This window comes from Streptomyces sp. NPDC045701, assembly GCF_056432045.1.
The window spans coordinates 290,412-303,995 of record NZ_JBWKJV010000004.1; the positions used below are offsets into that span (position 1 = coordinate 290,412).

Annotated in this window: 10 protein-coding genes and 1 pseudogene; 6 read left to right on the top strand and 5 right to left on the bottom strand. The window is 73.8% G+C overall.

Features of this window, described 5'->3' with window-relative positions:
• The first annotated feature begins 257 nt into the window (after positions 1-257).
• Positions 258-2,516, top strand: a complete 2,259-nt coding sequence (locus tag AC07DW_RS07330) for a FlgD immunoglobulin-like domain containing protein (protein ID WP_478856630.1) — start codon at positions 258-260, stop codon at positions 2,514-2,516.
• A 173-nt stretch (positions 2,517-2,689) separates the two neighbouring features.
• On the opposite strand, the gene AC07DW_RS07335 is transcribed toward AC07DW_RS07330, so the two are convergent.
• Complete coding sequence (locus AC07DW_RS07335) at positions 2,690-3,718, bottom strand: alpha/beta hydrolase family protein (protein ID WP_478856631.1); 1,029 nt, start codon at positions 3,716-3,718, stop codon at positions 2,690-2,692.
• A gap of 168 nt (positions 3,719-3,886) precedes the next feature.
• Between AC07DW_RS07335 and AC07DW_RS07340 the strand changes: the two genes are divergently transcribed.
• On the top strand, positions 3,887-4,498 hold the full coding sequence (locus AC07DW_RS07340) for an N-acetyltransferase family protein (RefSeq protein ID WP_478856724.1): 612 nt from the start codon (positions 3,887-3,889) through the stop codon (positions 4,496-4,498).
• On the top strand, positions 4,495-5,400 hold the full coding sequence (locus AC07DW_RS07345) for a PaaX family transcriptional regulator C-terminal domain-containing protein (RefSeq protein WP_478856632.1): 906 nt from the start codon (positions 4,495-4,497) through the stop codon (positions 5,398-5,400). The genes AC07DW_RS07340 and AC07DW_RS07345 overlap by 4 nt, the downstream gene beginning before the upstream one ends.
• 203 nt (positions 5,401-5,603) lie before the next feature.
• Here AC07DW_RS07345 and rox read toward each other — a convergent pair whose 3' ends face one another.
• Positions 5,604-7,040 (bottom strand): rifampin monooxygenase, encoded by a 1,437-nt coding sequence (gene rox / locus AC07DW_RS07350; RefSeq protein WP_478856633.1) that lies wholly within the window; start codon positions 7,038-7,040, stop codon positions 5,604-5,606.
• A gap of 284 nt (positions 7,041-7,324) precedes the next feature.
• On the opposite strand from rox, the gene AC07DW_RS07355 reads away from it, so the two are divergent.
• Together AC07DW_RS07355 and AC07DW_RS07360 are read left to right on the top strand one after the other, a co-directional pair.
• Complete coding sequence (locus AC07DW_RS07355) at positions 7,325-8,269, top strand: RNA polymerase sigma-70 factor (RefSeq protein WP_478856634.1); 945 nt, start codon at positions 7,325-7,327, stop codon at positions 8,267-8,269.
• Positions 8,270-8,405: 136 nt separating this feature from the next.
• Positions 8,406-9,656, top strand: a complete 1,251-nt coding sequence (locus AC07DW_RS07360) for an NAD(P)/FAD-dependent oxidoreductase (RefSeq protein ID WP_478856635.1) — start codon at positions 8,406-8,408, stop codon at positions 9,654-9,656.
• A gap of 827 nt (positions 9,657-10,483) precedes the next feature.
• On the opposite strand, the gene AC07DW_RS07365 is transcribed toward AC07DW_RS07360, so the two are convergent.
• From AC07DW_RS07365 to AC07DW_RS07375, 3 genes and pseudogenes are all read right to left on the bottom strand, one after another.
• Complete coding sequence (locus AC07DW_RS07365) at positions 10,484-11,146, bottom strand: hypothetical protein (RefSeq protein ID WP_478856636.1); 663 nt, start codon at positions 11,144-11,146, stop codon at positions 10,484-10,486.
• 430 nt (positions 11,147-11,576) lie between these two features.
• Complete coding sequence (locus tag AC07DW_RS07370; RefSeq protein WP_478856732.1) at positions 11,577-12,125, bottom strand: hypothetical protein; 549 nt, start codon at positions 12,123-12,125, stop codon at positions 11,577-11,579.
• A 148-nt stretch (positions 12,126-12,273) separates the two neighbouring features.
• Positions 12,274-12,498 (bottom strand): annotated as a pseudogene (locus AC07DW_RS07375) (ArsR/SmtB family transcription factor); the annotation flags it as partial.
• 122 nt (positions 12,499-12,620) lie between these two features.
• Between AC07DW_RS07375 and AC07DW_RS07380 the strand changes: the two are divergent.
• Entirely contained in the window at positions 12,621-13,574 is a 954-nt protein-coding gene (locus AC07DW_RS07380; RefSeq protein WP_478856637.1) for an alpha/beta hydrolase, read from the top strand.
• Positions 13,575-13,584 lie beyond the last annotated feature (10 nt).

Here is a 13,584-nt window from a genome sequence, read left to right on the forward strand (position 1 = left end):
TGGGATCCATGGCGGTCCCGGAAAGGTGCAGGCTGAGCACGCGTGCGGTCAACTCGCCGATGTGTTCTGACCGAAAACAGCTATTCGAGAACGTTCGACGGTCGGAACTGCTCATTCCAACCGCTATGACCCCTGTGGTCGTTGCCCGCCGAGACATGGTTGGCGCACATTCCGCACACAACTGCCATGGGTCTCGGTATGGTTGACTCTGTTCACACCAACTCGCGTGTGTAACCGGTTAACAAGAGGGGGGTCAGGTGTCCCGTCACCTGCGCACAACCAGCCGAGCCCGGCGTACCCGCTGGACCGCCGTCGCCGTCCTCGCCGCGGGGCTGACAACCGCCCTGCCGGCCACGGCCCACGCGGCCGCACCGGTCGACGTCCTCGTACCCGCGCCCGACGCCCATGCCGAAGGGACCGAGACGGTCCTGGCGACCGGCCGCCAGGGGGTACTGCACCACGAGGGCGGCGGCTACCTCTGGACCACGGTCTACAACCGCACCACCAGGCCCGTACCGGCTCTCGACGGTGTACCGCAGGACGCCATCCTGCGCGCCCACGACGAATACGACCGCGTCGTCTACACGAAGCGGCGCGAGGACGGCGGCACCGACGTCGTGCGGGTCGGCATCGAGGACCCCCGCTTCACCAACACGGTCAGCGTGCCCGCCGGGTACCTCAACCCGCGCGTCGCCAACGGCTGGGTGCTGGCCACCGTCGACCAGGGCGACGGCACGTACCAACTGCGTGTGGCGCGCGGCGCCGACCCGGCCGACGACCCCGTCGTCCAGTTGCCCGCCGGAGCCACCACCGGCGCCGAACCCGTGCTGCTCGGCGCCCACTACAACCAGCTCCTCATCGGCTACCGCACCGCCGACGGCACCCCCGGATACGGCATCCTCACCGGGTACAACGGCCGGGTCGCCCCGCTGCCCGTGACCGGGGAGGCCGACAGCTTCCGCATCACCCAGAGCACGGTCAGCTGGTTCTCGCGCGACGGAGGACCGGGCGTGCGCGTCATGCCGCTGGGCAGTACGGCCGCCCCGCGCGTCGTGCCGCTCGCCACCCGGTCCGCCGACAGCGACGTCACCTCCTTCGTGGTGGGCGACAACGTCCTCTGGTACGAGGGCGACGGCGGCCCGCTGCGCCTCACCCCCTTCGCCGGGGCGGAGACCGAGCGCACGCTGCTGAGCGACGTCGAGCAGGCGTTCCTCGGCTCGACCGGCACCGGCGCGCTGGTCGCCCTCGGCAAGGACGCCGACGGCAGGCGCGCCGTGCACCACCTGAGCGTGGGCGGCTCGGGGCTCGTCTTCGACCTGCCCCTGCGCCAGGTGCCGCGGGTCAAGACGGCGGACGGCGCGATAGAGGCGCTGAGCCTCGACCGGGGGCGGCTGCGGTACGTCAACGCGCTCGCCGGGACCAGGACGCTGCACGGCAAGGACATCGGCACCGGGCTCGACCCGGTGGACGGCGCGGCGCTCGCCGACTTCCCCGGCCTCGCGGCGGGCCGCTTCGCCGACGGCACCGACGAGGGCCTGGCCAGGCTGGTCCCCGACCCGGGCACCGGCGCCGACGTGCTGGTGACCGGTGACGACCCGGCGCAGCCGGCGGACCGCCTCCCGCTGCCGGGAAGCGACGGCCGCATCGTCGACGCCGCGCCGGAGTTCGTGCTGTACGAGGCGGCCGGCCGGCAGTACGTCGTGGACACCGCCCGCGACGGCATCGTCCGCCACCAGCCGGCGCAGGCCGCCGCACTGGACCAGCACAAGCTGTACAAGCCCGCGCCGAACAACCCCGGCCGGGTGAAGGTGATCAACCTGCGCTCCGGCAAGGTCACCGGGACCGTCGGCCTCGGCTCCGCCTGCGTACCCGACGAACTCCAGCACAGCGGCACCCTCCTGTACTGGAGCTGCGCCTCCGGAGCGGCGGGCGTCCGCGACCTGGCGACCGGGCACACCCACCCCGCCCCGGCGACCGGCGTGCTGCTGGGCGACCGGTTCCTGGCCCACCGCGACGCGGCCGGCGACCTGCGTCTCACGGCCCTGCGGGCGGACGGCGGCACGGCCGACCTGGGCACCGTCACGGGCCTGAAGCAGCCCGCCGCCGGCGACGGACGCGGCACCACCTGGACCGTCGACGCGGGCGCCGGCAAGCTCGTCTGGGTGGGCGCGGACGACACCGTCCACGTCACCGCGCCGCAGCAGGCGGTGTCCCCGCTGCGCGTCGCCCGCACCACGGCGCCCCGGACACCGGCCGGTGAATGGGCCGCCGTGTGGTGGCTCTCCAAGCCCGCCGCGTCCTGGCGGGTCACGCTCACGCACCGCGCGACCGGCGAGGTGGTCCGCACCTGGGCGGGCGAGGGCGCCCGCAGCGCGGTGCGGGTCGCCTGGGACGGCACGTCCCAGTCCGGCACCCCGGCGGCGGCCGGTGCCTACACCTGGCGGCTGACCGCCACCCCGGCGGACGGCACCGGCGCGGAGGCCACGGCCTCGGGCGTCGTCAAACTCGCCGGCTGACCGCAGCGCGCCGACCGGAACCCGCCGGTCGGCCGTGCGCCGACCGCCCCGCCCGCCGACCGGCCGGCCGTGCCCGCCGGCCGGCCGGGGCGCCGGCCTGCCGGTGTGCGTGTGGACTCCGGCCCCTTCCACTCCCCGTTCGTGCCGGGGGAGGGGGAGGGGCCGGAAGGCCGCTACGCCGCCGGACCGGGCGCGGGCGCCGGCCCGCCGGGCCGCCGGACGAACGCGGCCTGCTCGGCGAGGACCCCGTCGGCGTACAACTGCCTGGGCGCGAAGACCGCGGTCAGCGTCAGACGCCACCCCGAGCGCTCCACGTCGTGGTCCACCAGCGCGTGCGTGGCCTCGGGGTGGTGCGCGACCCGGAGGGACGCGGCCGGCAGGAGCTCGCGGTAGACGGCCTCCGTCTCGGCGGCGTCCACGTTGACGTCGTGGCCGCCCAGCACCAGCAGCAGCGGCGTGCCGCGCATCGCCCGGAGGTCCGCCGTCGCGTCCGAGGTGTGGTTCCTGGCGATGAACGCCCACCGCGCGGCCGTCATCTCCCCGGCGTCGCGGACCGCGGCGCGGTACTCGGAGTAGGACGCCCCGCGTCGGAGCAGGGCCAGGGTGGTCTCCCGCCGGCGCAGCGCCGCCTCCCTCCGTCCGGCGGTCGCGCCGTCCCGACGCAGCTCGGCGAGGAGGTTGTACCGGCCCTGCCGCAGCCAGTTGACGGCGGGGGACACGGCGATGACGAACTGCAGCCGCCGGTCGCGTGCGGCGACCTTGGGCAGCACCCAGCCGGCCTGGCTGGCTCCCCACAGCCCGACACGGCGGCCGTCGACGTCCGGGCGGCCGCGCGCCCAGGCCACGGCCGCCAGGGTCTCCTCCGCCCGGTCCGTCATGCTCTGGTCGAGCCAGTCGCCCTCCGAACCGCCGACGCCGGGCTTGCTGAACGACAGCGAGGCGTAGCCCGCCCGGGCGAAGGACTCCCACACCGGCCGGTAGAACGTCTCGTGCGTCGCGTCGACCGGCCCGTCCCCGTGCACGAAGACGACCAGGCCGAACGGCCCGTCGCCCGCCTCGGGCAGGGCGAGTACGCCCTTGAGCAGCTTTCCGTCGTGCCGCAGGGACGCCTTCTCCTCGCGGAGCGCGTAGGTGTTCTGCCACACCATCACCCCGGCCGCCCCGGCGCCCACCGCCAGCACGCCCACCAGCGTCCACACCACGCCTCGCCCCCACCGGGCCCACTGCCGTCCGCCTCGGCCGGATGCCCCATGTCTGATCACCATGCCCGCCCCTGAAATCGATCGACTTCAAAACGTTCGTCTCCGGTATGAACGTATAGAGTATGACCATACAAGAGGGGTCGTGGACGGAAGGGGAGTGGCGTGGACATGTTGATACGCAGGGGTGTACCCGAGGGGGCGGAGGAACGGGTGGCGGCGCTCTACTGGGAGGCGTTCGGCCGCAAGCTCGCCGCCGCGCTCGACCCGCCCGACACGGGGCGCCGGTTCATCGCGGCCCACCTGCGGCACGACCGGGGCGTGACCGCGCTCTCCGGCGGCCAGGTGGTCGGCGTGGCCGGTTACCGGCTCGGCGGCCACGGACTGACCGGCGGCAGCGCGGCGGACGTACTGTCGGCGTACGGCGCGTTCCGCGGCCTGCCCCGGCTCGCGGTCCTCGCCCTGTTCGAACGGACTCCCGCCCAGGGGGAACTCGTCATGGACGGTATCGCCGTGGACGCGGCCCACCGCGGAACCGGCATCGGCGGCCTGCTCCTGAAGGAGGTCGCGGCCGTCGCGGCCGACCACGGCTGCCACCGGATCCGGCTGGACGTCATCGACGTCAACCCCCGGGCGAAGGCGCTGTACGAACGCCACGGCTTCGTCGCCGTCCGCACCGAGAAAACCCCCTGCCTGCGCGGCCTGCTGGGCTTCGGCGCGGTCACCACCATGCACCGCCCGGTCACCGGAGCGGACGCGCCGGGTACGAAGGAGACAAGGTGAAGGCGAACACCACCGCCACCGCCACCGGCCCCGACGACGGCGCGGCCGGCAAGCCGGAGATCCCCACCCGGTTGCTCGTCCACGCCCTGGTCCGCGAGGACGGCACCGTCGACGCGGGCGAGCTCTACACCGTCGCCGAGTCGCTGGGCATGACGGACCAGCAGGTCAGGCTCTGCGTCAAACGCCTTGTCGGCGAGGACCGTTTCACCCAGGAGGGCCGCGGCCGCAAGGCCACCCTCCGCGCCGTCGCCGACGTCACCGGGGCCCTCGCCCCGGACGCCGCGTACGTCCGCCACGCCTACCGGCAGGACGCCGGACTCGCCCCGTGGGACGGGACGTGGCACCTGTTCGCCTTCGCCGTCCCCGAGTCCCGCCGCGCCGCCCGCGACGCCCTGCGCGAGACCCTCCTGCACCTGGGCGCCGCACCCGTTCAGAGCGGCCTCTACGTCACCGCCAACCCCGTCGCCGAGCTCGTCGAAGCCCAAGCCCGCCACCTCGGCGTCCTCGGCACGCTCACCCGCCTCACCACCACCGACCTGCGCATCGGTGACACCACCGACCCGCCGGCGCTGGCCGCCGCCCTGTGGCCACTGGACGAGATCGCCGCCCGTTACGAGGGGCTCGCGACCCTCGCCGCGTCCCGCCTCGCCCGGCTCACCGGCGGTTCCGAGCCCTCGGACGCCGAGCGGCTCACCGCCACGGTGGAACTCGCCGCCCGCTTCACCGCGGCGATGACCCCCGACCCGCTGCTGCCTCCCGAGCTGCTGCCCGGAACATGGCCGGGCAGCCGGGCCCGCCGCCTGACGGCCGACTGCTGGCGGCACCTCCGCGAGCCCCGGCCGGCCGGCCGCGCCCCCGCCCTGCGCCTGTTCGCGCTGTACGCCGATGTGCTGAACACCTGACGTGCGCCCGGAGAAGCCGTCCCCCCCCGGACCTTCGGCTCTCCGGGGTCGTGGCCGACGACGTACCGGCCGAGCCGCACCACGCGCTCGAAGCGAGGGAACGTTCCCTCGGCGGAGAGCGGCGCCGCCGAGGCCGGCGGCCCGGTGCCTCCCGGCCGCCTCCACCGGCAACGTGCCGCACCGGCCGCCCCTTCCCGGTGGGCTCAGGCGGCGGCAGCGCCGAACCACCGGGGCAGCCGGCCGAGCAGGTCCTGCTGGTCCTCGCCCACCCACACCACATGGCCGTCCGGCCGCAACAGCACCGCTGGCACGTCGAGCTCGTCGCTGATGTCGACGACGTGGTCGATCCGGTCCGACCACCCCTCCACCGAGAGCCGGCCGGTCCGGTCGAGCAGCAGTCCGCGGCCGCCGTGCATCAACTCGTAGAGGCGCCCCCGCTTCAGGGTCACGTCCCGCAGCCGGCGGCCGAGCAGCTCATGGCCCTCGCCGACGTCGTAACGGACACCGATCGCCGTGATCCTCTCGATCAGGTACCGGTTCACCTCCTCGAAGTCCATGAGCTCCGTCAGCAGCCGGCGCACCGATCGGGGCCCCGGCTCGGGCGTCAGCAGCAGCATCTGCGCACGGGTGTTGTCCAGCACGTCGGCGGCCACCGGGTGCCGTTCGCTGTGGTAGCTGTCCAGCAGTCCTTCCGGCGCCCAGCCGTTGACCTCGGCTGCCAGCTTCCAGCCGAGGTTGAACGCGTCCTGGATCCCCAGGTTGAGGCCCTGCCCTCCGGTGGGCGGGTGGATGTGCGCGGCGTCCCCCGCGAGCAGCACCCGGCCGACCCGGTACCGCTCGGCCAGCCGGGTGGCATCGCCGAAGCGGGAGAGCCAGCGCGGTGAGTGCACACCGAAGTCGGTTCCGGCGAACGCCCGGAGCTGCTGCCTGAACTCGTCGAGGGTGGGCGCCGCCGCGCGGTCCTCGGCGACCCCGTCGGCCGGCACGACGACGCGGTGCACGCCCTTGTTCCCGTCCACGTCGGGAATGACGCCGAACAGCAGCTGGGTCTCGCGGACCTCCGCGACGACGGCCGCGATCACCTCCGGGTCCTCGGTGACCTCCATGTCGCCCAGCAGTGTCTCGACCTTGGCGGGTTCCCCGGGGAAGCCGACGCCCAGCAGCTTGCGCACCGCGCTGCGGCCCCCGTCGCAGCCGACGAGGTAGCGCGAGCGCAGCCGGGTGCCGTCGGCCAGCTCGGCGGTCACCCCGTGGTCGTCCTGGCTCAGCCCGACCACTTCGCAGCCCCGGCGGATCTCCGCACCGAGCTCGGCCGCGTGCTCGGCCAGCAGGCGCTCGGTGACCGTCTGCGGGATAGAGAGGACGTACGAGTGCGTGGTGTCCAGCCGGTCGGGCCACGCCTTCGCGATGCCGGCGAAGAACCCGCCGACGGCGAACCGTTCACCGAGCGACAGGAACCGCTCCACCAGGCCGCGCTGGTCCATCACCTCGACGCTGCGCGCGTGCAGCCCCCGCGCCCGGGACTGCCTGGTCGGCTCGTCCAGCCTCTCGAGCACGACGGTCCGCACCCCGGCCAGCCGCAACTCACCGGCCAGCATCAGACCCGTCGGTCCGCCACCGACGACGATCACGTCAATCATGAATCCCCCCAATGAGACAGGAGCGCGCATATGACGCGCATCCCCGAAACCCGCAGATCCCGGGTTCGGCTGACGATTCTGCGCCAGGACCGGGGCCTTGCCGCAAGGCCCCCGGTGAGCTATAAGTTGAGAGTGGCAAGGAGTGGCTGAACCTCCTTGCCTTTTGTTTTTCCCCCGACCCCCGACCCCCGACCCCCGACCCCCGACCCCCGACCCCCGACCGCCGACCGCCGACCGGCAACGGCGCCGGACCGCGTCGTGCCCCGCCCGGTTAGGATCCGGCCATGCCGCTGACCATGCAGGACGTGAACCGGTTCGAGGTCGCCAGGCCCCGTCTGGAAGCGATCGCCTACCGTCTCCTCGGCTCCGCGAGCGAGGCCGAGGACGCCGTGCAGGACACGTTCCTGCGCTGGCAGGCGGCGGACGTCGAGCGCATCGAGGTGCCCGAGGCGTGGCTCACGAAGGTGCTCACCAACCTGTGCCTCAACCGGCTCACCTCCGCCCGCGCGCGGCGTGAGACCTACGTGGGCCAGTGGCTGCCCGAGCCGCTGCTCGACGGCGACCCCATGCTCGGTCCGGCCGACACCGCCGAGCAGCGCGAGTCGGTCTCGTACGCCGTCCTCACCCTCATGGAACGGCTGACCCCCAACGAGCGGGCGGTGTACGTACTGCGGGAGGCCTTCGACTACCCGTACCGGGAGATCGCCGAGATCCTCGACATCACCGAGAACGCCGGCCAGCAGATCTTCCACCGCGCCAAGAAGCACATCGCGGAGGGCAAGGCCCGCACCGAGATCGACCAGGCCGCCGCCCGGCGCGTCGTCGAGGAGTTCCTGGCCGCCGCCAGGACGGGAAAGACCGAGCCGCTCGTGCGGCTGCTCACCGCCGACGCGTTCTCGGTCGGCGACGGCGGCGGCAAGGTGCCCGCCCGCGCCAAGGCGTTCGAGGGCGCCGTCGCGGTCGCGAAGTTCATCCGGGGCCTGTTCAAGCCCACACTGTCCAAGCGCGTCCTGGTCGGCGGCTCGCCCGCGATCCACATCGCCACCGCCAACGGCGGGCCGGCCGTCGTGGCGGTCCTCGACGGCCGGGTCATCGGCGTCATGTGCGCGGAGATCACCGCCGACGGCATCGCCGCGTTCCGCAACCAGGTCAACCCCGACAAGCTCGAGCGCGCGACCGGGATGTGGGCGGCCACGGACCGCGGGGAGCCCCTGTTCCACGCCTTCTGACCATGGTGCGAGGTGCTCTGCTCCCGGTGTGAGCCGCTTCACACCGGGATCCCGTCAGGAATCGGAGACCTGCCCGGTTCAAGGGGCGAAGCCGCGCAAGACAAGGGGCTGACCCGCGCAGACAGGAGCACGCACCATGCAGCACCGCATCATCGTCCTCGGCGCCGGATACGCGGGAGCCACCGCGGCCGGCCGCCTCGCCCGGCGACTGCACCGCGACGACGTGACCATCACGCTCGTCAACGCCGACCCCGACTTCGTCGAGCGTGTCCGGCTGCACCAGCTCGCGGCCGGCCAGGACCTGAAGGCCCGGCCCTTCGGCGAGATGTTCCGGGGCACCGGCGTCGAGCTGACGTACGCGAGGGTCACCGGCGTGGACGCCGACCGCAGGACCGTCGCGGTCACCGCCGCGGACGGCGCCGCCGGGGAACTGGCGTACGACACCCTCGTGTACGCCCTCGGCAGCGGCTGGAACGACCAGGGCGTCCCCGGCACCGCCGAGCACGCCCACGAGGTCGCGAGCCGGGCCGGGGCGCTCCGGCTGCGCGAGCGGCTGGCCGGCCTGACCGCCGGACAGCCGGTGGTCGTCGTCGGCGGCGGCCTCACCGGCCTGGAGACCGCGACCGAGATCGCCGAAGCCCGCCCGGACCTCACCGTCGCCCTCGCCACCAACGGCGGCCTCGGCGACTGGCTCTCGGCCAAGGGCCGCGGGCACCTCCGGAAGGTGTGCGCCACGCTCGGCATCACCGTGCACGAGCACACCGCCGTCACCGCCGTGGAGGCCGACCGCGTCACCACCGGCGACGGCAGGGCCATCCCGGCCGCGGTCACCGTGTGGACCACCGGCTTCGCCGTCCACCCCATCGCGAAGGCCACCACCCTGGACGTCACCGGCAGCGGGCAGATCGTGGTCGACGGAACCATGCGCTCCGTCTCGCACCCGGACGTGTACGCCGTCGGCGACGCCGCCCTGGTGGCTGGCCCCGGCGACAAGCCGCTGCGGATGTCCTGCGCCTCGGGCGTCCCCACCGCCTGGCAGGCGGCCGACGCCATCGCGGCACGCCTCACCGGCGGGAAGCTCCCGCAGGTCCCGCTGCGTTACTTCAACCAGTGCGTCTCCCTCGGCCGCAAGCAGGGCCTGATCCAGTACGTCACCGCCGACGACCGGTCCGTCGGCGCGGCTCTCACCGGCCGGTTCGCCGCCGCCTACAAGGAACTCGTCTGCAAGGGCGCGGCCTGGGGCGTCGCCAACCCGACCCTCGGCCTGCCGACCCGCCGCCGCCGCGTCACGCGGCAGGCGCCCCACGTCCCTTCGGCGCCCCGGGCCGCCCGCGCGGCCGACGTGCCCCGCGAGGGGGCGACCGGCACGGCCGACGCACCCGCCTGACGGGGCCTGCGGCGCGCAGTGGCATCCCCGGATGCCGGACAAGGAGACGCTGGTCCCGTCGGCCGGGCAGGCCGACACCGGCGCCCTGCGGGCCAGCGACCCCGGTGAACTCGACCGGTACGTGGCCGGGCCCGCCCACCCCTGGTGGCGGCGGACGCCCTGCGCGCGGGCGCTCGCCGGACGCGTACCGGAGGCGTGGGCGGCCGCGCTTCTCGACCGGGTCCGCGACGCCGGGGACGTGAGCGAGGTCCGCCGGGCGCCGCGCGACGTCGTCGGGGACCGCCCGGAGCTGTTGCCCTGGCTCCGCGACGAGGGACGCCGCCACGAGAAGTCGTACGGCATGCCGGAGGCGTTCCTCACGGCCCGCGGCCCGGCCGGCGATCTCACGGCGGCCGGGGGAGCCGACCGTCCTCGCCGCCGACCCGTGGCGGCACGGGGCGGGGAGGGCGTGACGGACAGGCTCGCCGACCCGGCCCGGAGGGTGGCCCACCGGCCCACACCCTCGTCCACGACGCCGGCCGTCTCCGGTCGTACGTCACCGGGGCGCCGACGACCGAGGCCGGGCTGCGGGCGATCCTCGCGCCGCACCGGCTCACCGACGACCTGGACGAAACCCGCGGGCTCCACGGGGCGCTGGGCAGCCCCCGCGTCGAAGTGCCTGGCCCGAACCCGGAACTGCGGACCTCGATCCTCCGCGAGTACGCGCCCGGAAGCCGGCGCACGACCGACCCGCGTCGACGCGGCGACCGAGGTCACCGACCCGCACGTCCACCACTTGGTTCGGCGTGCGCCCGAAGGAGCGGGGGAGCGAGCGACGGTCGGGCCCGTCAGCGTCCCAGCGCCCCACGGAGCGTCAGTCCGTGGTGGCGGCGCAGTCGGCGCGTCTCCCACCAGGACAGGGCCGTGACGGTGACAGGGGCGCCGAGGATGAAGACCGCCCGGGCACCCGCCGGGACCTGGGGGTAGGCGCCCGTGATCACGTCCAGGAGGGCCACCTCCCAGACCAGCGCGCCGGCGAGGATCGGCGGCAGCACCTCGTGGATGTCGGCGGTACGGAAGACGTGCACGAGCGACAGGCCGATGCCGTAGAGCGCGAAAACGACCGACCACAGGCACAGCACCCCGAGGGCGATCTTTCCCGGCAGCCCGATGAGGTCCCGGAACCCCGCCAACTCGGGCGCGAACGCGAGCGCCGAGGTGCCCATGGTCGCCATGATGGCCACCACCGCTCCGAGCGAACGCAGGGCCCGTCGCAGGTAGACGCGCCGCAACCCGCCCTGCGCGGCAGCCACGAAGGCGCCGACCACCACCGGGAAGGTGCAGACCAGCACCAGGACACTGGACCAGCTCTGGTTGAAGCGTTCGTCCGCCACGGCCTTGGCGTCCTCGGCGCTGACGACGGCGTTGTAGGTGACCATCAGGACTACCCAGGCGACGAGACCCAGAGCGGTGCGCCACAACTGAAGCCTGCGGACCTGCGGATCCTCCACGATCCCGGGACGCGAGGGCCGGAACGTCCGCTGGGCGGCATACAACGGATTGCGGACACCTCGCAAGATCTTCCGCCCCCGAGACGGCTCCGGCGGCGGAACCTGAGGATGGGGCGGCGCGTACGGGTACCCCTGCGGAGGGACCGGCTGGTACGGGTAGCTCTGCGGCGGGACGTACGGGGATCCCGGCGGGACCGGGGAGCCCTGGCCCGGCCGTCCCGCGGGCGGCCCACCGCCCGCGCCGCTCGCCGGGTTCCCGTATCCGCCCCCGCCGTAACCGCTCATGTCCCGCACCCCCGCTGTTCTGGCTTCGAGGCGTCACATCGTAGTGGTGCGAACGTGCCGAGCCGGCTGTCGTGAGCGTCAGGGAGGAGCGGTCTCCGCCGGCGGCGAGGGCGTCGATGCCGTGTTCGTCGGTGGGCCCGCGGCGTCACGTTCCGTCGGTGATGTAGTAATCGTTCGTCAGGTACTCCAGGGTGTAGCTGCCGAGGTCGCTCTCCGAGAAGGTCGCGGAGGCCCTGACCGCTTCGAGCGGCATCTCGATCTTGTCGAGGGTGTGCACGGTGACGCGCTGCGGATCGACCGTCGCGGTCCGCAGGGCCTGCTTCTGCGCGGGCGAGATCATCTGGAACACGATGACGTACGTCGACGTACAGGGCCCGAAGCCCTTGTCCTCCGCCTCCTTCGCGCCGGGGCCGGCCACTTCGCACACCGTGTCGATGTCCTCACGGCCGAGGGCGTGGAGGTACTCCTCGTACCGTTCGATCGCGCGCTCTTTCATCCTCGGCGCGGGCTGCCCGCCGGTCGGGGCGGCTGACGGCTTCTCGGTGCGGGCGGGCGTGGACGGCGCGGCCGACGGCGTATCCGTCGCCATGGACGTGGCCGGCCGGGAGGCCTTGGCGTCCGCGCCGTCCTTCGCCTTCTCCGGACCGCACGCGCACGCCACCAGCGCCACGCAGGCGGATACCAGCCCGCTCACACATGCCCGCGTCCTCATTCGTGTCCTCCCTCAGCCGACCACACGTCAAGAGGTCACGCAGGATCCAGGCGAACGGTTCCCGAGCCGGTTCAGGAGCGGGTTCGGGTCCGGTGCCGCCGCGCGGGCCTGTCGTCAGTCGGGGGGCCGGACGCGCATCCCGCTCGGCTGTCTCGGCGACGCGTTCGCTGTGCGCCAACCGCCGGTCCCAGTCGGCGGCGAGCGAGGCCATCCACCGTGCCGTCGAGTCCAGCGCCGCGGGCCGCGCCGCGTACCGCACCTCCCGTCCGACCCGGCTGCCGGCGACCAGCCCGGCGGCGTCCAGGACGGCGAGGTGCTTGACCACCGCCGGCCGCGAGACGGCCAACCGTTCCGCGAATGGTGAGTGGCGCGAGGGATGCCCCTCCACCGCAGCGGCCGGCGCCGACGGGGGCGCCGGCGAGTCCGGCGGCCGGCGGTGGCCCATAAGCTGTCACCCGGACCGGATGGGGAGAGGCCATGGTTTTTGATCCGCAGTTGCAAGCCCTATACGAGCAGCGGGCCGCGCAGGGTGCCAGGCCGTTGTACGAGATGACACTCGCCGAGGCCAGGGCGGCCGACCTGGCCGCTGTGCGGGCCGACGCGGGGGTACCCGAGCCCGTGCGGGAGGTGCTCGACGAACGGATACCGGGTCCCGCCGGAACACTGCCCGTCCGCGTCTACCGGCCCGGCGCGGACCTGGGGCCCCTGCCCGTGCTCGTCTACTTCTTCGGCGGCGGCTGGACCCTGGGCAGCATCGAGACGAGTGACGCGATCTGCCGCAGCCTGACCAATGCCGCAGGCTGCCTCACCGTCGCGGTGGGATACCGCCTGGCCCCGGAGAACAAGTTCCCCGCCGCGGTCCAGGACTGCTTCACGGGTCTGCGCTGGGTCGCCGAGCACGCCGCCCGCCTGGGCGGTGACGCCTCGCGCATCGCCGTCGGCGGCGACAGCGCCGGAGGCAACCTCGCCGCCGCCACGACCCTCATGGCACGGGACGCGGGCGGCCCCGCCCTCCTCGCCCAACTGCTCGTCTATCCCAACACCGACTACTTCGCCGACACCCCGTCCCGCCGCGAGAACACCGATCCGCTGCTCTTCAACGACAAGTCCGTGCAGTGGTACTGGGACAACTACCTGTCGTCGCCCGAGGACGCGAAGAACCCCCTCGTGTCCCCGTTGCGCGCCTCCTCGCACGCGGATCTGCCACGCGCTCTCGTCATCACCGCCGAGCACGACCCGCTGCGCGACGAGGGCGAGGAGTACGCCCGGCGCCTGCGCGACAGCGGTGTGCCGGTCGAGTCGACGCGCTACCAGGGGGTTGCCCACGGCTTCTTCGCCATGGCCGGCACCCTCGACGCGGGCGGCCGCGCCATCGGGCAGGCGGCCGCCTTCCTGCGCGCCGCGTTCACCGGTGCTGCCGCCGGCACCTGACCGCCGCACG

What these genes read in the sequence shown, in the direction of transcription:
- AC07DW_RS07340 (WP_478856724.1), top strand. Translation starts at nt 3,887, where the DNA reads ATGTTGATACGCAGGGGTGTACCCGAGGGGGCGGAGGAACGGGTGGCG.
- rox (WP_478856633.1), bottom strand. Translation starts at nt 7,040, where the DNA reads ATGATTGACGTGATCGTCGTCGGTGGCGGACCGACGGGTCTGATGCTG.
- AC07DW_RS07355 (WP_478856634.1), top strand. Translation starts at nt 7,325, where the DNA reads ATGCCGCTGACCATGCAGGACGTGAACCGGTTCGAGGTCGCCAGGCCC.
- AC07DW_RS07360 (WP_478856635.1), top strand. Translation starts at nt 8,406, where the DNA reads ATGCAGCACCGCATCATCGTCCTCGGCGCCGGATACGCGGGAGCCACC.
- AC07DW_RS07380 (WP_478856637.1), top strand. Translation starts at nt 12,621, where the DNA reads ATGGTTTTTGATCCGCAGTTGCAAGCCCTATACGAGCAGCGGGCCGCG.